This window comes from Amycolatopsis melonis (assembly GCF_040064235.1).
GTDB classification, from domain to species: Bacteria; Actinomycetota; Actinomycetes; order Mycobacteriales; family Pseudonocardiaceae; genus Amycolatopsis; species Amycolatopsis melonis.
This window is the reverse complement of sequence record NZ_JBDZYD010000014.1, coordinates 51,550-73,472: the sequence shown is the minus strand read 5'-3', so window position 1 is coordinate 73,472 and position 21,923 is coordinate 51,550. Positions and strand designations below refer to the sequence as shown.

The following is a 21,923-nucleotide window of genomic DNA, read 5'->3' as shown; positions in this document are numbered from 1 at the left end:
TTCCGCGTCCGCTCAGGGTTTGAAGCCGACGCCCGCGTAGAGGCCGTCCTCCTCCGGGTCGACCACCGCGGCCAGCCGGTCCGGGTGCCAGTTCGCCGAGGTTGTCAGGCCCGGCTCCACCAGCTCGAAGCCGTCGAAGAGGGCCAGGACCTCGTCGCGGGTGCGCGGGAAGATGCGGTCCTGGGTCGAGCGCATCGTCTCGGCCACGCGCGGGTCGCTCAGCACCGCGAAGTCGTTGGTCAGGTGGGTGATCGCGAGGTAGCTGCCGGACGTGACCGCGTCGCGGTAGGCCGCGAACACCGGGCGGACGTCCGGGGGCAGGTAGTGCCCGATCGTGATCGCCAGCAGCCCCACCGGCTCGGTCAGGTCGAGCAGCGTGCGGACCGGTTCGGACGTCAGCACGGCGGCCGTGTCGGTGACGTCCGCTTCGAGGGCCGCCGCGTTCGGGTTGTCCTTGAGCAGCATCCTGCTGTGCGCGACGGCGACCGGTTCGTAGTCGACGTAGACCACGCGGGCGCCCGGGTCGACCTCCTGGGCCACTTCGTGGACGTTGCCGACCGTCGGGATGCCCGAGCCGAGGTCGAGGAACTGCCGCACGCCCTGGCCGAGCATGAACCGGACGGCGCGGCGCAGGAACGCGCGGTTGCGCCGGGCGACCGTGGCCACCTGCGGCTGGATGGCTTCCAGGCGCTGGGCGACCGCGCGGTCGGCTGCGAGGTTGTGCGCCCCGCCGAGCAGATAGTCGTAGATGCGGGCGGCGCTGGGCCGGGACAGGTCGGCGCCGGGCGGGATCCAGTCCGCCTCTTCCTGCTCGCTCACGGAACCACCTTAGCGGCTGCGAGCCAGCCTCCGGAGTGCCTCCTAATGCCGGGTACCGGTGAACCGGACGGCGTATCCGCGCTGCGGCGAACCGGTGATGTGCGGGAATGGGACGAAGATCGACGGTGTGCCGCTGGTGCGCTACGTCGCCGCTGCGCTACTTTCCGTCAGCCGGTGCCGTACCGAACTTCCGGAGGTGACGCGGGGTGAGCGGGGCCAGTGGTCCGAACCAATACGCGAGACGCGGCGAGAGCGGGCCGCCACGACCGTGATCCGTGTCCTGTTGATCCTGTCCTGCCCGCGCCGTTCCCGCCGCATCGCGCGGCAGCTCGCCGGGGAGGCCGACATCGAGGTGCGGCAGCGCGCGCCGGAGACCTGGAGCGACATCGTCGCCGCGCTCGAGGAGTTCACGCCGTCGGTGGTCGTGCTCGACCGGGCCGTGCTGAACGCCGAAGGCGTCACCGTCGCCGGCGACATCGCGCGCTGCGCCCGGCGTCCCGCCGTGGTGCTGCTGGCCGACGCCTACCGCCCGCGCGACATCGTGCCCGCCGCGAAGGCCGGGGTCCGCGGTTACGTCGTCGACGGTTCCGGCGGCTGCGCGTGGGCCCCGGTCGTGCGTGCCGTCGCGGCCGGCGGCGGCTGGCTTGCCCCGGCCGCGGCCGGGGAACTGCTCGACGCCTTCCGCGCGCGGAACCCCGACCGGCAGCGGATTCCGCTGACCGACCGGGAACTGAGCGTGCTCCGCCTGGTCGCGCAGGGCTGCTCCAATCTCGAGGTGGCCACCCGGCTCGGCCTGAGCCAGTCGACGATCAAGACGCACGTGTCGCGGATGCTGTCCCGGCTCGACCTGCGCAGCCGCACCCAGCTCGCCGCCTTCGCCCGCGACCTCGGCGTCGTGTGAAAGAGTCGATATTCGTTCTTTCGACCGATGCGGCCGCGGCGGCGTTGCTCATACGATGATTCGCGGCCGGCGCGGTCCCATATTCGGGACCCCGGCCGTGATGCGCGGAAATCACCCCCAATAGTGGACGGAGGTCGGTGTTGTCCAGGGAAGACGGCTCCGCGTCGGGATTGCCGCTCGCGCGGTACGAGCTCTTCCGTTCCTGTGACCCGGATCATGTGCGCGAGGAAGTGAGCCGGGTTTGGGCGCCGCACACCCTGCGGGTGCTCGGCGCCGATTCCCGGCTCGACGCGAGAATGCATTACGTGCGGTTGCGCGACCTGTCGGTGAGCGTGCTGCGCTACGGGGCGCCGGTGCGGTTCGCCGCCGGTCCCGCCGGGTCGTTCTTCACCGTGTTCGTCCCGCTCGAAGGCGAAGCCGAGGCCTGCTGCGGCGCCGACCGGGTGCGCCTGAACCCGGCGACCGCGGCGGTGCTGTCCCCGGCGGACCCGGTCGTGCTGCGCTGGCCCGGCGACTGCGCGCAGCTCGTCGTCCGGCTGGAGCGCACCGGGCTGGAGGCCCGGCTGAGCGACCTGCTCGGCGCGCCGCTGCGCAGGCCGCTGCGGTTCGCCCCGGCGATGGCCGTCGGCTCGGGCGACGGCCGCAGCTGGCTGCGCGGCCTGCGGATGCTGGTCACCGAGCTGGAACGGCCGGGATCGCTGATCGAGCGGCACGCGGTGGCGGAGATGTTCGAGCGGACGCTGCTCACCGCGCTGCTGATGGGCCAGCCCGGCAACTACACCCGGATGCTCGACGGCGAGGTGCCCGCCGCGCCGACCCGTGCGGTGAGCATCGCGCTGGAGTGGATCGACAACCACCCGAAGTGGCAGCACACGACCGCGAGCCTCGCGCGCGAGGCCGACGTCACCGAGCGGTCGCTGCAGCTGGGGTTCCGCAAGCACCTCAAGATGGGCCCGATGGAGTACTTGCGCGAGATCCGCCTGCGCGGGGTGCGCGACCAGCTGCGGGCGGCCCAGTCCGACGCCGTCACGGTGACCGAGGTGGCCGCGGAATGGGGTTTCCTGCACGCGGGGCATTTCGCCGCCCGCTACCAGCAGCGGTTCGGCGAACGGCCGTCGGAAACGCTCCGGCGGTGAAAGCGCAACTGCGCTGAACGGGTGCCGTCCATTCGGGCGGCACCCTTTTTTGTCGGGCGACCGGCTCATTTCACGGGACCGGGAAGAAGTGTTCGGTTTTCGGATGTCGCCGCCGGTGGCTCCGGCGGAATCATGAGTAGCGGGCCGGACGGGAAATGGACCCGGCCGGAAATGGGTACGCGCGAAGGAGGAAAAGTGCCGCCGATGATCCGGGTGGAGAACCTGGTCAAACGGTTCGGGCGGACGACAGCGCTCGACCGGGTCAGCTTCGCCGTCCCGGCCGGTGCGGTGGTCGGCGTGCTCGGGCCGAACGGGGCCGGGAAGACGACCATGGTGCGGATCCTGGCCACGCTCCTGCGGCCGGACCGCGGCGTGGTCCGGGTCGGCGGCCTCGACGTCGAGCGGGAACCGGCGCGGGTTCGCGCTCTGCTCGGGCTGACCGGCCAGTACGCGTCCGTCGACGGGGATCTGACGGGCACGGAGAACCTGGTGCTGCTCGGCCGCCTGCTGGGCCTGTCCCGCCCCGCGGCGCGGGACCGGGCGGCGGAACTGCTCGAGCGCTTCGAGCTCGGGCCCGCCGCCGCCCGGCCCGCGTCGGCGTACTCCGGCGGGATGCGCCGCCGGCTCGATCTCGCGGCCAGCCTGGTCGGCCGTCCGCGGGTGCTCTGCCTCGACGAGCCGACGACGGGACTCGACCCGCACGTGCGGCGCGAGCTGTGGCAGGTGGTGCGCGAGCTGGTGGCCGAGGGCGTCACGGTGCTGCTCACCACGCAGTACCTGGAGGAGGCCGACCGCCTCGCGGACCGCGTGACGGTGTTCGACGCGGGCCGGGTCGTCGCCGACGGCACGCCCGGCGAGCTGAAGCAGCGGGTCGGCGGCCGCACGGTCCAGGTCCGCCCGGCGGTGGCCCAGGACATGGACGCCGTCGCGCGCATCCTCGGCAAGGTGACCGGCACGCCGCCTGCCCGCGATTTCACGACCGGCCTGCTCACCGCCCCGGCCGCGGACCCGATGGTGCTGTCCACTTTGGTCCGGAAGCTCGACCAGGCCGGGCTGCCGGTGGCCGAGGCCGGGCTGCGGCTGCCGAGCCTGGACGAGGTTTTCCTTGCCCTGACGGGAAAACCGGCCGGTCCGGAGGTACCTGCGGCGAGGGAAGGGAGTGCGGGATGAGCGGCAGGGTGGTGCGGACCGAACCGGCGCGGGCCGGGGCCAGGCCGGGAGTCCCCGCCGCGCGGAAAGGAACCCTCCGATGAGCGGCCGCGTGGCACCGGCGCAAGCCGTCCGGCACGGGCTGATCCTGGCCGGACGCGGCGTGCGCAAGATCCGCCGCAACCCCGAGCACCTGGTCGACGTCACCGTCCAGCCCCTGCTCTTCCTCGTCATGTTCGGCTACCTGTTCGGCGGCGCGATCGCCGGGAGCCCGGCCGCCTACCTGCCGGATCTCGTGCCGGGGCTGATGGTGCCCAGCGTGCTGATGGCCACGCTGTCGGCCGGGGTCGGGCTGAACAGCGATGCCGGCAGCGGGGTCTTCGATCGCTTCCGCAGCATGCCGATCGCCCGGTCGGCGCCGCTGACCGGAGTGGTGCTCGCCGGGGCCGTCCGGTATCTCGTGGCCGTCGCCGTCCTGCTGGCCGCCGGCGCCGCGCTCGGTTACCGGGTCCGGACCGGGCCGCTGGAAGTGCTGGCCGCGACGGCCATTCTCGTCACGGCCGGGCTGTGCTTCTGCTGGATCACCGTGTTCCTCGGCATGGTGCTGCGCGACCGCGACGCCGTGCAGGGCAGCGCCGTCGCGCTGTTCATGCCGATGGTCTTCGCCAGCAGCGTCTTCGTCCCGGCCGCGACCATGCCCGGCTGGCTGCGGGCCTGGTCGGGCGTCAACCCGGTGAGCCTGCTCGCCGACGCCGTCCGCGGCCTGCTCAACGGCGGTCCCGTCGCGGGCCCGCTCACCGGGGCGCTGGCCTGGTCGGCCGGCGTGCTGGGCGTCTTCTTCCCCCTGGCGATCCGCGCCTACCACCGGCGCGTCGGATGACGGAGAGGTGAAACCGGCCATGGGCTCTGCCGAGCCGACCGTGAAAGTGACCTTGAAGGGAGCACCCGACGGAATGCCCGAAACCGTGCTCGTCCGCTGCGCCGAGCTCGCGCACGACCGGCTGAAGATCCCGTACCGGGCAGGCTACGAGCACTTCGTCCCCGAAAACCACCGCGGAGTACCGGAAGACGGCGCCGTCTTCGTCTGGTGCGACCGGACGAAACTCGCGGAATAGGAAAGGCGCCATGAACACCGCCATTCTCGGCACCGGCTCGTACCTGCCGGAGACCGTCCTCACCAGCACCGAGCTGAGCCGCCGGCTCGGCCTCGGCGACCAGTGGATCTACGACAAGACCGGGATCGCCGAACGCCGGGTCGCCGCGCCCGCCGAGGCGACGTCCGACCTGGCGACGCGGGCCGCCGAACACGCCCTGCGCGCGGCGAACCTCGCCGCGACCGACATCGACCTGCTGATCGTCGCGACCTCGACGCCCGACCAGCCGATCCCGGCCACCGCCTGTGCCGTGCAGGCCAACCTCGGGGCGATGCGCGCGGCGGCCTTCGACGTCGACTCCGTCTGCAGCGGCTTCGTCTACGCGCTGGTGACCGCGCACGCGCTGCTCGAAGCGGATCCGTTGCCGCGCAACGCTCTCGTCATCGGCGCCGACACCTACTCGCGCATCCTGAACTACGAGGACCGTCGCACCTGCGTGCTCTTCGGCGACGGCGCCGGTGCCGTCGTGCTCGGCAAGCGCGGCGGCGGACGCGGGCTGCTGTCGAGCGCGCTGGGCTCGGACGGGACGACGGCCGACTTCGTCACCGTGCCCGGCGGCGGGAGCCGGCGCCCGGCCAGCGAGGAGACCCTCGCCGCGGGCGAGCACTACTTCGCCATGCGCGGCAGGCAGGTCCGGGACCTCGCCGCGCGCGTGCTGCCCGACCTCGTCGTCGACGTCGCGAAGGCCGCGGAGCTGGAGGTGTCGGAGGTCGACCTGATCGTGCCGCACCAGGCGAACGGGCGGATGCTGGAGGACCTGGCCAAGACCCTGGACCTGCGGCCGGAGCAGATGCACCTGACCGTGGAGCGGTACGGCAACACCGGCGCCGCCTCGGTCCCGATCACCCTCGACGACGCCGTCCGCTCGGGACGGCTGTTCGACGACGACGTCGTGCTGCTCGTGGCGTTCGGCGGCGGCATGAGCTGGGGCGGGGCGACACTGCGCTGGACGCGCCCGCGCAAGCCGGGGGAGCCGCGGTGATCCGGCCGCCGGTGCGGGTGCCGCGGTCCCGGCCGCCGCGGTACGAGGTCGAGGTGCTCGGCGACGTCCGCATCCCGTCGAGCGAGCGCGGCCTGACCCTCGGCGCCGACCTCTACCGGCCGCGGACGGCGTCGCCCGTGCCCGCGCTGGTGACCCTCCACACAGGACGGAAGGACGGGCTCGGCGGGATCGCGGCGAGCCGCTACCTGCGGTACTTCGCCGAGCGCGGCTACGCCGTGCTGTACGTGGACTGCTTCGGCATCGGGACGTCGGAGGGGACACCGCGGCCGCTGCTGAGCCCGGGCGAGGTCGCCGACGGCGTGTCGGTGGTGCAGTGGGCGGCCGCGCAGCCGTGGTGCACCGGCCGGGTCGGCATGTGGGGCCTGTCCCACGGCGGCATGACGACGCTGGCGGTCGCGGCGCAGCGGCCGCCGGCGCTCAAGGCGATCTTCCCGGTGATGGGCTGGACCGACGTCGAGCGCGACCTGGTGCACCCGGCGGGCCAGCGCGGCGGGATCGGGATGTTCGGGCACCTGAGCCTGTACAACATCTTCTGCGCGCTGCTGCCCCCGCTGCGGACCGACGACCGCGAGAACTACGAAAGCCTGTGGAAGGAACGGCTGGAGGAGTTCGAGCCGTGGTTCGCCGACGCCTGGGAGCACCCGCCGGGGCACCCGGTGTGGGCCTGCCGCCGGATCGACCCGGGCCGGATCACCGTGCCGTCGCTGTGCGTCGCGGGCTGGCGGGATCTGTTCTGTGACGCCATGATCGCCGCCTACCGGCGGATCCGGGCGCCCAAGCAGCTGATCGCCGGGCCGTGGCTGCACACGTTCCCCGACGTCGCCCCGGTCGGCCCGTTCCCGTCGGCGGTGCTGGCGTGCGCGTGGTGGGACCGCTGGCTGCACGGCCGGGCACCGCAGGCAGGTGCCCGCGAGCGGACCGCGACGTTCTTCGTCCAGGGCACGGGTTCCCGCTGGGTGCGGGCCGAGCAGTGGCCGCCGGCGAAGAAGGCCGACCACGTCTTCGTCGCGTCCCGCTCCGGGCACCTGTACCGCTCGGCGCCGGGCGGGCGCCCGTCGGCAGCGGCCACGGTCACCGGCCGCGGCGACCCGACCGTCGGCGCGCTCAGCGGCCTGACGAAACACCCCACCGACCGGTTCGGCTACCCGCTGGACCAGCACGACGACGACGCCCGGACGCTCGCGTTCACCAGCGCGCCGCTGCCGGAGCCGCTGCTGGTCGCCGGGCAGCCGTCGGTGCGGCTGCTGCTCGGCCCGGGCACCACCGCGACCCGGTGCGTGCTCAAGGTGACCGACGTCGACGAGCAGGACCGCTCGCTGCTCGTCGCGTCCGGCACGGTGGACCTGACCCGGCGCGACGACGTCGTCCAGGTTCAGCTCGACCCGACGTGCTACCGGTTCGCCGCCGGGCACCGCGTCCGGCTGGTCGTCGCCGAGGCGGACCTGCCGCGGCTGTGGCCGGTGGCGGAGCCGGGGCTGCTGGGCGTCCGCGTGATCCGCGGTCCCGGCGACTACGTCGGCCTGGCCGCCGAGGAGTACGCGGGCCACCAGGCCACGACGCTCAGCCTGCCCGCGGCCGACCCGGACGCGCTGACCGACGTCGTGGTGCCGCTGCCCGAGCGGCGGGCGGCCCCCGCCGCGGGCGGCGACCGCTGGGAGATCGCCCGCGACCACCTCCGCCCGGCGGTCCGGGTGACCGTGGAGAAACGGGACCGCATCCGCGACTTCCTGGCGATGACCACGCAGGTCGGCCTGAGCGTCCCCGAGCACGACCCGGCGTCGGCACGCATGACGGCGTCGGGGGAGAAGACCGCACACACCCCCGGCGGCGAGGAGATCGTCGTCCGGGCCGGGATCGAGCTGGGGGCCGCGGACGCGGCCGTCACCGCCGAGGTGCTGGTCAACGGCACGCAGTTCTTCACGCGGGAGTGGAAATGGACCTGACCGGGCTGGAACGTCCGCTGAACTACCTGGAGCTGGCCCACCTCGACCGAGTGGTGATCATGGCCGCGGAGTACGCGGGCGAGCTCGACCCCGAGGTGCTCGCGCGCGCGTTCCGGCACCTGTGCACGGTCCACCCGGTGCTGCGGGCCCGGGTTCGCGGGACCGCGCCGGAAGCGGTGCTGGCGGTTTCCCCGGAGCACGAACCGGAACTGCGCGTCTTGGACGACGGCCCGGACGTCCTGGCGGAGATCGCCGGGCTGCCGTGGGACGCGACGGCCGGGGTCGCCGACCTCGTGCTCGCGCGTGGCGACGGCCACGGGTACGTCGCGCTGCGCACGGACCACTCGATCACCGACGCGAACGCGTGGCTCGGCACGTTCCGCGAGCTGCTGCGGCTGTTCACGGCGTTCGCGTCGGGGGAGGAGCCGGTGAGCGAGCCGGGGACGGCGCTGCCTGCCCCGCCCGCGGCGCTGTTCCACGAACGCCTCGGCCTGATCCCGTACGACCGGCGGCTGTTCCATTCGGCGACCCCGCCCGAGCCACCGGCCGGGACGGCTGGCCTGATCAGCGGCTACCTGCGGCTGGGCGTCGAGGAGACGCAGTGGCTCAAGCGCGCGGCCCGCCGGTACGACACGACGGTGCACGGCCTGGTCTCGGGCGCGATCCTGCTCGCCCAGCGCGTCCTGGCCGGCGGTCGCGAGCCGGCGCCGATGTACTGCGTGTCGCCGGTGGACTTCCGCCGCCGGGTGGACCCGCCGGTGGGCGAGCTGGAGACGACCAACTTCATGATGTCCTATGTGGCCGAAACGGCGGTTTCGCCGCGGCAGAGCCCGGTGCTGATCGGCCGCGAGATCAAGGCCCGGATGGACGAGGTGCTGGCGGTCCCCGAAGGCGTCCGCGACCCGGCGCCGATGGAGGACACGCTGGGCCGCAACCTGTCGTACGCGCTGATCAGCAATCTCGGCGTGGTGGCGGAGTTCCCGGCCCCGGCCGCGGTGGAGTTCACCGAGCTGCACATCCTCAACACGGTGGGCGACACGTTCTTCCCGGGCTACTACGTGTCGACCTACCGCGACCGCCTGACGGTCCTGCACATCTTCACCGACCGCTTCTTCACCCGCGGCGACGTCGACCGGATCGTGCGGGAACTGCACGAGCAGCTGCTCATCGTCGGCGCTTCGGCCTAGCCAGGGTCGCGTTCGGGCCACGTCGGGCGGTCACTACTCCAGGAGGAACCGGTTCGTGAAGGCTCTGCTCCTCACCCACGGCAGCCGCGGGGACGTCCAGCCGTTCGCTGCGCTGGCCTCGGCGCTCGCCGGTGCCGGGCACGATGTCGTGCTGGCCGTGCCCGCGTCGTCGGCCGGGCAGGCGCAGGCGCACTGCCCGCGGGTGATCCCGCTCGACGACGGCACCAACAAGCTGGTCGACGACCGCGCCGCGTGGGAAGCCGTCGAACGCAACTTCCGTGGCCTGCGCGGGAAACGGCTCGGCCTGCGGCTGCTGCGGCGGAACCGGATCGCGATGGCCCGGGTGTTCGGCGACCTCGCGGCGCTGGCCGGGCAGGACGACGCCGACGTCGTCGTGCACCAGGTCAACGTTCCCGGGCACGCGATCGCCGAACGGCTGGGCGTCGCGGCCGTGCCGGTGTGCCTGCAGCCGTTCTGGGTGCCGACGCCGTCGTTCCCGGATCCGCTGCTGCCGTTCCCGGTGCCCGCCGCATTCCACCGGGCGTCGTACGCGACGACGCGGACGTTCGTGCGCGCGCTCACCGGAAGTCCCCGGAAGTTCCGGGCCGCGCTCGGGCTGCCCCGCCGCCGGTTCGCCCACGACCCGCTCCGGCGGCCGGACGGCGGCCCGGCCCCGGTGCTGCAGGCGTTCAGCAGGCACGTGCTGCCGCCGCGGGCGTGGTACCCGGAACCGGTGCACACGCCCGGGTTCTTCTTCCTGCCGCCGTCGCCGTGGACGCCGCCCGCGGACCTGGCCGCCTTCCTCGCCGCGGGGGAGCCGCCGGTCTACCTCGGGTTCGGCAGCATGGTCGGCAGCGACCCGGCCCGCACCGGCCGGATCGTGGCGGCGGCGGTGCGCGCGGCCGGGGTCCGCGCGGTGGTCGCGCTGGGCCGGGGCGGCATCCGCCCGGACGGCCTCGGCCCCGGGACGTTCTGCCTGACGCAGGCCCCGCACGACTGGCTGTTCCCCCGCATGGCGGCGGTGGTGCACCACGGCGGGGCGGGCACGACGGCGGCGGCACTGGCGGCGGGCCGCCCGCAGGTGGTGTGCCCGTTCATGTTCGACCAGCCCTACTTCGGACGGCGGCTGGCCGCACTGGGTGTCGCCCCGCCGCCGCAGCCGTTGCGGGAGCTGACGGCGGACGGCCTGGCCCGGGCGATCGGCGACGCGGTCGCCGGGACGCTCCCGGCGCGGGCCCGGGAGCTGGGCGAGCTGATCCGCGCGGAGGACGGAACGGGCGAGGCGGTCAAGGTCCTCGAAGCACTCACGACCGCGGACCGGCGGGCTCGGTGATCCGGCCGCCGCGCAGGGTCACCACGCGGTGGCACAGGAAGCGGACGACGTCGGCGTCGTGGGAGATGAACAAGTAGCTCAAGCCCAGCTGGTGCTGCAGGTCCAGCAGGAGGTTGAGGATCTGGGCCTGCACGGAGAGGTCGAGCGCGCTGGTTGGCTCGTCGCAGACGAGCAGTTCGGGTTCGAGCACGAGGGCGCGGGCGATGGCGATGCGCTGGAGCTGCCCGCCGGAGAAGGCGCCGGGGTACCGCCTCGCGACGGCGGGTGGCATCCCGACTCGTTCGAGCACCGCGGCGACCCGGGCCTCGGCCGCCCGCCGCGGCAGCCGCCGGACCACGCGCAGCGGCTCGGCCAGGGTGCTGCCGACGGTCCGGGACGGGTTCAGCGAGCCGTGCGGGTCCTGGAAGACGATCTGCAGGCGGGTGCTCAGCGCCCGCCGCCGCCGGGCGGTCGCGTGGGTGATGTCCTCGCCGCGGAAGAGAATCCGGCCACCGGACGGCCGGACGAGCCCGACGACGGCGTGCCCGACGGTCGACTTCCCGGAGCCGGACGCGCCGAGCAGCCCGAGCGTTTCACCCGGCCGCACCACGAGGTCGACGCCGTCGACGACCGGATGGTGCGGCCGGTAGGCGACGCGCAGGCCGCGGAGTTCAAGCAGAGGCACGTTCCCCTCCCGCCAGCTCGTCGTGGTGCAGGCACCGGGTCCGGTGCCCGGCGTCCGGTTCGGACACCGGTACCGGCGCCGCACTGCACTCGGGCGTCGCGAGCGTGCACCGCGGCGCGAAGTGACAGCCGGACGGCCACTGCCCGGGTTCCGGTACCGACCCCGGGATCGCGGTCAGCCGCGTCCCCGGCCGCGCCCGGCTCGGCATCGCCCCGAGCAGGCCCTCGGTGTACGGGTGCCGTGGCCGTGTCAGCAGCTCCTCGACCGGGCCCGACTCCACGATGTGTCCCGCGTACATCACATACGCGCGCCGGCAGAACGACGTCACCACCGCCCAGTCGTGGGTGATCAGCAGGATCGCCATCCCGCGCTCAGCCTGCAGCCGTCCCAGCAGGGCGAGCACCTCGGCCTGCACCGCTGCGTCGAGTGCCGTGGTGGGCTCGTCGGCGATGAGCAGGCTCGGCTCGCCCGCCAGTGCCATCGCGATCGCGACGCGCTGGGCCATGCCGCCGGACAGCTCGTGCGGATAGCGGCGGGCCACCTCCTCCGGCAGGTTGACGTCGCGCAGCAGCTGCAGCGTCCGCTGCCGCACCGACGTCCGGGAGCCGCCGTGCCGCAGCCGGACCAGCTCGCCGACCTGGCGCCCGATGGGGAACACCGGGTCCAGCGCGGCCACCGGGTCCTGCGAGATCAGCGCGATCCGCGAGCCGCGCAGCGCGCGCGGCCCGGTGGCGGCCAGGTCCTCGCCGTCGAAGCGGAAGCTCCCGGCGGTGACCGCGCCGCCCGCCGGGAGCAGGTCGAGGATGGCCCGGCCGGTGATCGACTTGCCGCAGCCGGACTCGCCGGCCAGCGCCACCGTTTCGCCGTGGCCGATCTCCAGGCACAGGTCCTCCACCACGACCCGGCCGCCGGCCAGGGTGACTTCCAGGCCGCGCAGCGAAAGCAGCGCCGCGGACGGCTCCGCGCACGGAGTCAACGTCGACGTGCGCGCCGGCTGCGGCAGCGGCGAGTGGCCGGCGGTCGCGTCCCGGACGGCGTCGCCGAGCAGGCCGAACGCCAGGATCGCCAGCCCGAGCACGACACCCGGCGGCACCAGCAGCCACGGCTGCCGGTCGATCACGGACGCGGCCTGCGCGATCATGTCGCCCCACGTCGGGTCCGGCGGCTGCGCGCCGAAGCCGAGGTAGCTCAGCCCGGCGTCGATGAGCAGCGCGCCGCCGGCGAGCAGCGACACCTGGACGATCACCGGGCCGGCGATCCGCGGCAGGACGTGCGCGGCCACGATCCGGTGATGCGGCAGCCCGCACACCCGCGCCGCGGCGACGTAGAGTTCCTTGCGCACGGCCAGGGTCGCGCCGCGGACCACCCGGGCCAGGCCGGGCGAGACGAGTACGCCGAGCGCGACCATCACGACCGTCTGGTGCTCGCCGACGACGGCCAGCACGACCAGCAGCGTCATCAGCACCGGGATCGCGAGCAGGACGTCGACCACCCACGTGAAGGCCCGGTCGAACCACCCGTCGAGGTACCCCGCGGCGATCCCGCTCGCGACGCCGGCGACGACCACGGTGACGACGACGATCGCGGCGTGCAGCAGGCTGACCCGCCCGCCGTACATCAGCCGCGCCAGCACGTCGCGGCCGAGCGCGTCGGTGCCCAGCACGTGCGACAGGCTGGGCCCGGCCAGCACGTGGTCCAGGTCGGCGGCCACCGGGCTGTACGGCGCGAGCAGCGGGGCGAGCACCGAACCGGCCACCAGCAGCGCGAGGTAGGCCAGCGGCAGCACGGCGAGCGGGCGCCGCAGCGCTGCCCGCCACCGCCGCCCGGGCCGGACGCCGCGGGCGACGAACTCCTCGATGCGCGCGGTCACCGGACCCGCGCCTTCGGGTTGAGCCCGCCGTAGGCCAGGTCCACCACCAGGTTGACCACGACGACGATCACCGTGAACACCACCACCACGCCCTGGATCATCTTGATGTCGTGCGACGACGTCGCCTGCACGGCCAGCCCGCCCAGCCCGGGCATGGCGAACACCGACTCGACGAACACCGTCCCGCTGAGCAGGCCGATGAACGTCAGCCCGACCAGCGTCACCACGGGAATCGCCGCGTTGCGCAGCGCGTGCCGCAGGATCACCGACCGTTCGGGGACGCCGTGGGCCCGCAACGCCGTCACGTAGTCCCGGGAAAGCGCGTCCAGCATCGCGTCCCGCGTCTGCTTGGCGAACACCGCGATCCCCGGCAGTGCCAGGGTCGCCACCGGCAGCACGAGGCTGCGGGCCCACCCCGCGGGCGACGCGCCGAGCGCGACGTACCCGGTGGCGGGCAGCAGCTGCACGGTGACCGCGAACAGCGTCACCATCGTGAGCGCGAACCAGAAACTCGGGAGGGCATAGCCGATCAGGGAAAGGACGTCGACGACCCGCCCGATCCGTCCACCGTGGACAGCGCTGACGACACCGAGCGCGACCCCGACGAACGCCGTCACCGCGGTGGCGCAGCCGATCAGCGACAGCGTGACCGGCAGCCGGTTGCCGATCTCGCCGGCCACCGAAAGCCCGCTGATCGGCGACGAGCCGAGGTCGCCGTGCAGCGCGTCGCGCAGCCACTGCCCGTACTGCGTGAGCACGGGCTGGTCGAGACCGAGCTGGTGCCGCAGCTGTTCGTGGGCCTCGGTGCTGAAGTTCTGGCCCAGGATCGTGCGCGCGAGGTCGCCCGGCGCGGCCGCCTGCAGCAGGAACGCCAGCAGCGAGACGAGGAAGACGAGCACCACCGACACCACGAGCCGGTGGGCGATCAGCCGGAGCATCGCACCTCCCGGTGCTGGGCGGCGACGAACTGCCGGTACCACCGGTAGGACGCCTTGGGCGTGCGGGCGAGCGTCGTGAAGTCGACGTGCACCAGTCCGAAGCGCGGACGATAGCCGTGCTCCCATTCGAGATTGTCCAAAAGGGACCAGACGTGGTAGCCGCGGATGTCCGAGCCCGCGTCGCGGGCGGCCCGCACCTGGCGCAGGCAGGCCCGCAGGTAGGCGATGCGCCGCAGGTCCTGGACCGAGCCGGTGACGTCCGGCTCGTCGAGGCCGGGGTACCCGTTCTCGGTGATCTCGATCGGCGGCAGTCCCGGGTAGTGCGTGCGCAGCCAGGCCAGCAGCGTGCCGAACTCCTCCGGCGCGACCGGCCAGCCGAGCAGGTTCGTGCTCGCGCCGGGCAACGGCACCCGGGTGTAGCCGAACACCCCGGACGGCGCCGCGGCGATCCGGGCGGGGGCATACCAGTTGACGCCGAGGAAATCCAGCGGGGCGGCGATGACCGCCAGGTCGTCGCCGCCTGCGTCGAGCACCGGCTGCCCGTCCAGGCGCGGATATTCCCCGCGCACCAGGGGATCGAGGAACAGCCGGTCCTCGTATGCCTCGGCGCGGGCCGCCGCCTCGACGTCGGCGGGCTCACTGGTGGCGGGGGAGATCCCGGCGAGGTTGAGGCTGATCCCGATCTCCCCGCCCGGCACCCGGTCCCGCAGGCGCGGGACGGCCAGGCCGTGGGCGAGCAGGAGGTGGTGGGCCACCCGCAGGCCGTGGCGGCGCGCGGATTCCGGCGGGCGGCCTGCCATTTCGGCGTGCATCACCGACAGCGGCTCGTTGAGCGTGATCCACCGCCGGACGCGGTCGCTGAACCGGACGGCGAGCCCTTCGGCGTAGTCGGCGAACCGTGCCGCGGTGTCGCGGGCCGCCCAGCCTCCGGCGTCCTCCACCGGCTGCGGGTGGTCCCAGTGGTAGGCGGTCAGCAGCGGCTCGATCCCGCGGGCCAGCAGGCCGTCGACGAGCCGGTCGTAGAAGGCCAGGCCACGGCCGTTCCACCGGCCCTGCCCGGCGGGCTGGACCCGCGGCCAGGACACCGAGAACCGGTAGCTGCCGATGCCGAGGTCCGCCATCAGGTCCAGGTCTTCGGCGAGCCGGTGGTAGTGGTCGCAGGCGACGTCGCCGGTGGCGCCGCCGGCCAGCCCGCCTGGGCGGTGGGCCCGGGTGTCCCAGGTGGACGGTCCCTTTCCGTCCGCGTTCCACGCGCCTTCGATCTGGAAGGCGGACGTGGCCACGCCCCACCGGAATCCCGGCGGGAACGTCAGCTCCGGTTCGCTCATGTCAGCCGGCCGGGTGCCAGGCGTCGACGCTGGGGAACGGCTGGCCGGCGATGGCGTCGACGCCGACGGTGTCGCGGTGGAACAGCATGCCCGGGCTCAGGCACACGGGCAGGAACCAGCCCAGCTCGACCACGCGCCGGACGATCTGCTTGTCCAGCGCGGGCCGGGCGTGCTCGTCGGCGGCCGCGGCCTGCCGGTCGAGGCGTTCCAGCTCGGGATCGCTGCTGTGGAAGGGATTCATCCCGATGGCGTCCTTCAGCCACAGCCCGCGGCCCATGAAGTACGCGGGCAGCGCGCCCCAGCCCATGCTGGAGGCGGGGAACTGCGTCAGCGCGGCGTTGGCGGCGGCCGGGTCCTTGGCCGCGATCCGCAGCGTGACACCGACCTGCTGCAGGTCCGAAGCGATCGCCTGGGCCATGTCGCCGGGAAACGCGGGCGTGGACGGGATCACCACAGGCAGCTCGAACCCGCCGCCCACCCCGGCCTCGGCCAGCAGCTGCCGCGCCTTGCCGGGATCGTGGGTGTAGAAGGGCTGTTCGGAGTAGCTGTCCTGGGCGGGCGCCGAGGGCTGGTCGACCGGGATGCCGTACTCGCCGAGCAGTGCCGCGGTGATCTTCACGCGGTCGACGGCGTAGTTGAGGGCCTGGCGCACCCGCACGTCGCCCAGCGGACGGCACAGTGTCCCGGCCCGGTCGTTGAGCTGCAGGCCCATCACGATCGCCGGGCTCGACGCCACCTTGAGCCCGGCGGCCTTCGCGCCGCCGGCAATGGCGTAGCTGCCCTGGACGACGTCGACCTGGCCGGTCTTGAGCGCGGCGAGCGCGGTGTTCTCGTTGGGCAGCACCTTGACGGTGATCCGGTCGTAGAACCGGCCCTCGGCGTTCCAGTACTTCGGGTTGGGGCCGTAGGTGTAGTGGTCGTTGGCGACGGTCTCGCCGGGCAGCAGCACGTACGGGCCGGCGCCGACGGTGCCGGTCGCCAGCCGCGCCGGGTCGGCGACCCCGGCCGGGCCGATCACGTCGCCGGCGAGGAAGTCCTGGGTGAACAGCGCGGGCAGCAGCGGGTGCGGCTGGTTCAGCGTCAGGCGCAGGACAAGCGGTCCGGACACGGTCATCGTGGCGATCGGGGCGAGGAAGGCCGCCGCCTGGCCGGCGGAGCGGCGGAAGTGCTCGATGCTGCCCTTGAGGGCTTCGGCGGTCAGCGGGCTGCCGTCGCTGAAGGTCACGCCGTCGCGCAGCGAGATCTCGAACGCGGTGTTGCCGGTGCCGAGGTAGCGCCACGCCGTGGCCAGGCGCGGCTGGTAGCTGCCGTCGGCGGCCCGGTAGATGAGCGGGTCGTAGGCGGGTTGCAGGAACAGCTGGGACTCCCCGCCCGCCTTGCCGGGGTCGAGGCTGGTCGGCGGCCAGTACTGGCCGATGCGCAGGGTGCGGCCGGTGGCGGGGGAGCCGGACGGCCCGCCGCAGGCGCCGGCGGCCAGTCCGGCGGCGAGCAGCAGGCCGCCGACGGTGAATTCGCGGCGGGAGAGGACGGCAGCGGAGGACATGGGGAACCTTTCGCGGGAGGACGCGGTCAGCCGCGCCAGTGCCGGTCGAGCAGGGAAACGCCGTCCTGGACGACCTTTCCGGTGGCGTCGAGGGTGGTCGCGGTGGCGGTGACGGCGATCTCGACGGTGACGTGGGCGCCGGTCGCGGTGTCGACGGTGCCGGTGATCCGCCCGGCGACGGTGGAGGCCGCCGGGTCGAGCCGGTGCGCGGTGGCGACCAGTTCCTGGTCCACCTGCAGCCGGTGCCGCGCGCCGGGGACGTCCTCCGGCCCGATCCGGTTGCGGCCGGCCAGACGCAGGGAAACCGTGTCGTGCAGGAGGTCTTCGGTGACTTCCCAGGACGCCTCCGGTTCGCCACCGCCGTCGAGCCGCTCTTCGAGGTCCGCGATCGCGGGTTCGGCCGGCTCCGGCATCGGGCAGGCCCGTCCCTGTGCGGGATCGGCGAGGGGGAGTGTCAGCGTCCGCACCACCGGCCAGCCTTCCGGCGGTTCCTGCGGCCAGACGCGCGGGAAGTCGCCGGGCGCGACGACCACGCGCAGCCGGTGCCCGGCGGCGACCTGGTAGGTGGTCGGGGTCAGCGGCACGACGGGGTCGTCGCATTCGAGTCCCGCGCAGATCATCAGGGACCGTCCCGCCGGGTCGACGTCGGTGAGCTTCACCGACACCCGTGGCCAGGGCCCGGTGACCGTCACCGCGGGCCGTCCGCTGATCAGCAGCGGGCGGGGCAGCGGCGGCGAGGTCCAGCAGAGGCTGCGGCTGTCGTCGCCGTGCTGGTCCTGCGGCTGCCCGAACTGCCCGGCGGGGGTCGCCCACAGCCCCGACTGCAGGCCGGTGGCCGGATCCGGTTCGGGCGGCGCGGACCGCTGCCAGCCGGAGAGGTCGTCGGTCCGGACGGTGCCTTCCGGTGGCCAGCACGGGAAAGCGAGCCAGCGCGGCTGCTCGCCCTGGACGTAGACGCGGACGGCGGGCTCGTCCGCGGTGCCGGTGTCGTCGCCGAGCAGCCAGCGGTCCCACCAGGACCGGGCGATCTCGAGGAAGTCGATCGGCGTGACCGGGCATTCCTGCGGCATGACGTGCATCCACGGCCCGGCGATGAGTGCCTTGGTCCCGCGCAGGCTTTCGTACGCGCGGATCGCGCCGTCCACGAACAGGTCCCGCCAGCCGGCGACGCACAGGGCGGGGACCTCGACGGCCGGGACGTCGATCCGGCGCCGCGCCCACACGGGCGAGCCGGGACCGTGGCGGAACATGTCGAGCACGTACGGCGCGAAGGTCAGCCGCCGGTGCCAGCGGGCCTGCTCGTCGGCGTCGGCGAAGTCGTCCACCGGCGGCAGCAGCTGGTTGAACAGCGTGCTCACCGACCACGACGCGAGCGGTGAGAACGCGCCGCGCGAGCCGCCGGGGTGGACGAAGTCGCGGCCGGGATCGGTCGGGCCTTCGAGCGCGATGATCGCCTTGAGCGCGTCGGGCCGCCGGGCGGCGGTGCGCAGGGTCGTGATGGCGCCGTAGGAACCGCCCCACATGCCGACCGCGCCACTGCACCACGGCTGCGCGGCACCCCACCGGATGGCGTCGAGCGCGTCGTCGGCGTCCCCGGGATCGAACGGCGGCCGCGGCACGCCGTCGGACGAACCGGTGCCGAGCAGGTCGACGAGCAGGGACGCGTACCCGCGCTCGGCGAACCAGCGTTCGGTGGGCGAGCCGTTGAGCACCGCGACGTCCCGCCGGTAGGGCAGGACGGTCACCAGCAGCGGGAACGGCCCCGGCCCGGCAGGAAGGAAGAGGTTGGCCGAAAGCGTGATCCCGGGGTCGAGCGTGGGGATGCGGACATCGCGCCGCAGCACGACTTCGTGGCGCCGGTCGGTCTCCGTGCGTGCGGGCATCGTCGCCTCCGTGGGTACTAGATCCAATACTTCAGTACCGGATTCCGTACGTTAGACACACGCGCGGCGGCAGCGCAAGCCCTCGCGGGGGAGTGCGCTACTTCCCGGCCGGGTTGGTCAGCGCGGCGAGCACCAGCGCGCCCAGCTCGGTGTAGGCGTCGGCCATCGACAGTCCCGACCGGTCCAGCAGCTCACCGTGCTGGATGCCGTCGATGAGCAGGCTGACCGCGGCGCCGACGAAATCGGCGTTGACCGCGCGGAACGCGCCGGAGGCGACACCGTCCTGAATGGACTCCCGCACCCGGTGCGCCGCGGCGAGCGAATGCCGGGCGTACAGCTCGGCGGTGGCCTCGAAGCTGAGCAGGTCCGCGTAGCACTCCGGGGACATCCGCCGCAGCTCCGACCCCAGCCCGGCGAGGTACTCGGCGATGCGCTGGGGCGGGTCGGTGATCGGCCCGACCTTCTCCTCGACCCGCGCGGCCGCCTCCTGGAAGAAGTGCCGGACGGCGACGACGACCAGCTGCTCCTTGCTGCCGGCCACCGCGTACAGCGTCGACTTCGAGCACTGGAGCCTGCTGGCCAGGTCGTCGACGGTCAGCCGGGCGAAGCCCTCGTCCAGGAACAGCCGTTCCAGGCGCAGGATCAGCTCCTCGCGCTTGGCGTCGGACATGCGTCGGCTTCGCGCCGTGCGCGCTCCCGGTGGCGTCATCCAAGGTGGCTTCGCGGTCATGGTTCCGTAGCCTCGCACACGCCCCGGGTGGAGGCGGCGCACGGTACTACCGTACCCCAATCGGTACCCTCACGGGAGTAGCCCGAAGCGCCGGGCGCTGACCACGGCCTCCATCCGGCTGCGCGCGACGAGCTTGCGCATCGAGCTGCGCAGGTAGCTTTTCACCGTCTCCGCGGTGATCCCGAGATCCTCCGCGATCTGCCGGTTGGTCCAGCCGAGTGCCACGCAGGCGAGCACGTCGAGTTCCCGTGCCGACAGCACCGGCACGTTCCCGCTGCGCGGCGGGCGGCCCGCGACCGCCGACAGCGTCTCGGCGACCGCGCGGACGCGGCCGCGCAGCACCGGGTCGTCCACGGTCTGGGTGAGGATCCGCAGCTCGGCGTAGGCCTCGCGGACCAGCTCCCAGTGCGGCCGGTGGCAGTCGGTCGCGTCGTAGCGGTCGAGCCAGGCCAGCCGCCGGGTCACCTCGTCGCGGACGGCCAGGCCCTGCTCCAGCTCCCGCGCCGCCTCCACGACGGTCTGGACCACCCGGTCGCCGAGCGGCAGCGGGCTGCGCAGGGCGCCGTAGAGGACCCCGCGCACGGTCCGAGCCACCACGACCGGCACGGCCACCATCGCGCGCAGCCCTTCGGCCTGGATGATGTGGTCGTAGTGGTGGCTGATGCCGGGGGAGCGCACGTAGTCGTCGACGACGATCGGACGCCGCTGGACGACGGCCTTCCCGCCGAGCCCGCGCCCGGGTTCCAGGCGCACGCCCCGCAGCGCGCCGGTGTTCGGGCCGGCGATCTGGCTGAGCTTGACCTGCCGCGCGGCACCGACTTCGCCGCCGAAGGTGATCGGAAGCCCGGTGGCGTCCCGCATCCGGGCGAGCGCGCGGTAGATCTCCGGGCGGTCGTCGGCCGTGGCGTTCGGGTTCACGCCTGCCTCCTCGCGAAAGCGTGCGCCGGGGGACGGCTCCCCTCACCCGGGGGTAGCTGGGTCCCCGGCGCGATGGGACATTTTTGCCACGGTACGGCAGTGCTGCCGGATCGCGAAGCCGCAGGAGGCCGCCATGACGAGGACCCGCCGATCCGGCTCCGCCGTCCGGCCGCCGACTGTCCACTTCGGTCTGCCGTTACCGATGACGCACGCCTGAATCCCGCCGCCCGCGCGGGTTCTCGGCTGCTCTTCCTCCGCCTGGCGTCCCTGACCGGTCGCACCGGCGCGCCCGAGCACGTCCGGGACGCCAGGCTCCGCACCCCTCACCCCTGGAGGCAACGATGCCCAGGCCCGTCGAAGACCGGCAGATCCAGCCCACGCTCTCGCGGCGGACGTTCACCCTCGGAGCGGCGGCCGCGGGGCTGTCCGCACTCGCGTTCGCCCGGCCCCGGCCCGCGAGCGCCACCGGCGGGGCGAGAGTGCTGGCGGAGCAGCGGCTGAGCCCCACGATGCTGGACCTGACGATCGATTCCCCGGCGCTGGGCAGTACGGCGATGGTCCGCCTGCTGCACCCGGCAGGCTGGGCACCCGGCACGACCCGCACCTGGCCGGTCCTGTACCTGCTGCACGGCGCGGGCGACGACTACACGTCGTGGACGCGCTCGACGGACGTGGCAACGTTGACCCGCGGCGCGGAGATGCTGGTGGTGATGCCGTCGGGTGGCCGCGACGGGTTCTATTCGGACTGGTACAACCGGGGCGCGGGCGGCCCCCCGCGCTGGGAGACGTTCCACCTGACCGAGCTGCGCGAAATCCTGGAGCGCGGTTACGGGGCGGGAACGGACCGGTCGATCGCGGGCCTGTCGATGGGCGGCCTGGGAGCACTGGCGTACGCGGCCCGCCACCCGGGCATGTTCGCGGCGGCGGCGTCGTACAGCGGAGTGGTGCACACGAGGTACCAGGGAGCCCGCGGCCCGAGCCTGATCCAGGGGGTACTGGTGAAGGACGGCTACGACCCGACGGCCCTGTGGGGCGACCCGAACCTCAACGCGGACATCTGGGCGGCCCACAACCCGTACGACCTGGCCCGCAACCTGGTGGGAATCCCCCTGTACCTGGCGTGTGGCAACGGAACCCCGGGTCCTCTCGACCCGCCGGGAACACCCCCGGACCTGTTCATCGAGCCGTTGTGCGCGGAGATGAACACGGCACTGGCGGCCCGCCTGCGCGAGCTGGGGGCCGGCGTGACAACGGACTTCTACGGCCCGGGAACGCACAACTGGCCGTGGTGGCAACGGGATCTGCACCTGTCGTTCCCGTTGCTGACGGAGCCGTTGAGCAGATGAGGACCGGATCCTTCGGGACGCGGATAGCCCGCGCCCCGAAGGATCGCCGAGGATCGGCCCTGCCGTTTTCGGACAGGG

At 73.5% G+C, this 21,923-nt stretch carries 19 protein-coding genes; 10 read left to right on the top strand and 9 right to left on the bottom strand.

The window, feature by feature from the left end:
- Positions 1-12: 12 nt before the first annotated feature.
- A complete protein-coding gene (locus ABJI51_RS33415) occupies positions 13-819 on the bottom strand; it encodes an SAM-dependent methyltransferase (RefSeq protein WP_348955072.1) in 807 nt (268 codons plus the stop codon).
- A 268-nt stretch (positions 820-1,087) separates the two neighbouring features.
- Here ABJI51_RS33415 and ABJI51_RS33410 point away from each other — a divergent pair, with 268 nt between their 5' ends.
- From ABJI51_RS33410 to ABJI51_RS33370, 9 genes are all read left to right on the top strand, one after another.
- Positions 1,088-1,720: a response regulator transcription factor gene (locus ABJI51_RS33410; RefSeq protein ID WP_348955071.1), complete on the top strand. Its 633-nt coding sequence runs from the start codon at positions 1,088-1,090 to the stop codon at positions 1,718-1,720.
- A 230-nt stretch (positions 1,721-1,950) separates the two neighbouring features.
- Positions 1,951-2,856 (top strand): AraC family transcriptional regulator, encoded by a 906-nt coding sequence (locus tag ABJI51_RS33405; protein WP_348955070.1) that lies wholly within the window; start codon positions 1,951-1,953, stop codon positions 2,854-2,856.
- A gap of 204 nt (positions 2,857-3,060) precedes the next feature.
- The gene (locus tag ABJI51_RS33400; RefSeq protein WP_431605688.1) at positions 3,061-4,026 is read left to right on the top strand and encodes an ATP-binding cassette domain-containing protein; all 966 of its coding nucleotides are present in this window, start codon (positions 3,061-3,063) and stop codon (positions 4,024-4,026) included.
- Between the two features lie 79 nt (positions 4,027-4,105).
- Positions 4,106-4,885 carry an ABC transporter permease gene (locus ABJI51_RS33395; protein ID WP_348955067.1) on the top strand — a complete coding sequence of 260 codons (780 nt, stop codon included), beginning with the start codon at positions 4,106-4,108 and terminating at the stop codon, positions 4,883-4,885.
- Between the two features lie 19 nt (positions 4,886-4,904).
- Positions 4,905-5,120 (top strand): DUF5988 family protein, encoded by a 216-nt coding sequence (locus ABJI51_RS33390; protein ID WP_348955066.1) that lies wholly within the window; start codon positions 4,905-4,907, stop codon positions 5,118-5,120.
- A 10-nt stretch (positions 5,121-5,130) separates the two neighbouring features.
- Positions 5,131-6,141, top strand: coding sequence for a 3-oxoacyl-ACP synthase III family protein (locus ABJI51_RS33385; RefSeq protein ID WP_348955065.1), 1,011 nt, complete (start codon positions 5,131-5,133; stop codon positions 6,139-6,141).
- Positions 6,138-8,105 (top strand): CocE/NonD family hydrolase, encoded by a 1,968-nt coding sequence (locus tag ABJI51_RS33380; RefSeq protein WP_348955064.1) that lies wholly within the window; start codon positions 6,138-6,140, stop codon positions 8,103-8,105. The genes ABJI51_RS33385 and ABJI51_RS33380 overlap by 4 nt, the downstream gene beginning before the upstream one ends.
- On the top strand, positions 8,096-9,292 hold the full coding sequence (locus ABJI51_RS33375; protein WP_348955063.1) for a phthiocerol/phthiodiolone dimycocerosyl transferase family protein: 1,197 nt from the start codon (positions 8,096-8,098) through the stop codon (positions 9,290-9,292). The genes ABJI51_RS33380 and ABJI51_RS33375 overlap by 10 nt, the downstream gene beginning before the upstream one ends.
- A gap of 55 nt (positions 9,293-9,347) precedes the next feature.
- Positions 9,348-10,625, top strand: coding sequence for a nucleotide disphospho-sugar-binding domain-containing protein (locus ABJI51_RS33370; RefSeq protein WP_348955062.1), 1,278 nt, complete (start codon positions 9,348-9,350; stop codon positions 10,623-10,625).
- On the opposite strand, the gene ABJI51_RS33365 is transcribed toward ABJI51_RS33370, so the two are convergent.
- The 8 genes from ABJI51_RS33365 to ABJI51_RS33330 form a co-directional block, all read right to left on the bottom strand.
- Positions 10,597-11,289 carry an ATP-binding cassette domain-containing protein gene (locus tag ABJI51_RS33365; protein ID WP_348955061.1) on the bottom strand — a complete coding sequence of 231 codons (693 nt, stop codon included), beginning with the start codon at positions 11,287-11,289 and terminating at the stop codon, positions 10,597-10,599. The two genes, ABJI51_RS33370 and ABJI51_RS33365, sit on opposite strands and share 29 nt — an antisense overlap.
- On the bottom strand, positions 11,276-13,159 hold the full coding sequence (locus ABJI51_RS33360; RefSeq protein WP_348955060.1) for a dipeptide/oligopeptide/nickel ABC transporter permease/ATP-binding protein: 1,884 nt from the start codon (positions 13,157-13,159) through the stop codon (positions 11,276-11,278). The genes ABJI51_RS33365 and ABJI51_RS33360 overlap by 14 nt, the downstream gene beginning before the upstream one ends.
- Entirely contained in the window at positions 13,156-14,097 is a 942-nt protein-coding gene (locus tag ABJI51_RS33355) for an ABC transporter permease (protein WP_348955059.1), read from the bottom strand. The genes ABJI51_RS33360 and ABJI51_RS33355 overlap by 4 nt, the downstream gene beginning before the upstream one ends.
- Positions 14,085-15,425 carry a GH1 family beta-glucosidase gene (locus ABJI51_RS33350; protein WP_348955058.1) on the bottom strand — a complete coding sequence of 447 codons (1,341 nt, stop codon included), beginning with the start codon at positions 15,423-15,425 and terminating at the stop codon, positions 14,085-14,087. The genes ABJI51_RS33355 and ABJI51_RS33350 overlap by 13 nt, the downstream gene beginning before the upstream one ends.
- 1 nt (position 15,426) lies before the next feature.
- Positions 15,427-16,968 carry an ABC transporter substrate-binding protein gene (locus tag ABJI51_RS33345; protein WP_348955057.1) on the bottom strand — a complete coding sequence of 514 codons (1,542 nt, stop codon included), beginning with the start codon at positions 16,966-16,968 and terminating at the stop codon, positions 15,427-15,429.
- A 26-nt stretch (positions 16,969-16,994) separates the two neighbouring features.
- Positions 16,995-18,851 carry a CocE/NonD family hydrolase gene (locus ABJI51_RS33340; protein WP_348955056.1) on the bottom strand — a complete coding sequence of 619 codons (1,857 nt, stop codon included), beginning with the start codon at positions 18,849-18,851 and terminating at the stop codon, positions 16,995-16,997.
- Positions 18,852-18,948: 97 nt separating this feature from the next.
- A complete protein-coding gene (locus ABJI51_RS33335; RefSeq protein ID WP_348955055.1) occupies positions 18,949-19,521 on the bottom strand; it encodes a TetR/AcrR family transcriptional regulator in 573 nt (190 codons plus the stop codon).
- Positions 19,522-19,650: 129 nt separating this feature from the next.
- Positions 19,651-20,499, bottom strand: coding sequence for a helix-turn-helix transcriptional regulator (locus ABJI51_RS33330; protein WP_348955054.1), 849 nt, complete (start codon positions 20,497-20,499; stop codon positions 19,651-19,653).
- Positions 20,500-20,840: 341 nt separating this feature from the next.
- On the opposite strand from ABJI51_RS33330, the gene ABJI51_RS33325 reads away from it, so the two are divergent.
- Positions 20,841-21,845: an alpha/beta hydrolase gene (locus ABJI51_RS33325; protein ID WP_348955053.1), complete on the top strand. Its 1,005-nt coding sequence runs from the start codon at positions 20,841-20,843 to the stop codon at positions 21,843-21,845.
- The last annotated feature ends 78 nt before the right edge of the window (positions 21,846-21,923 follow it).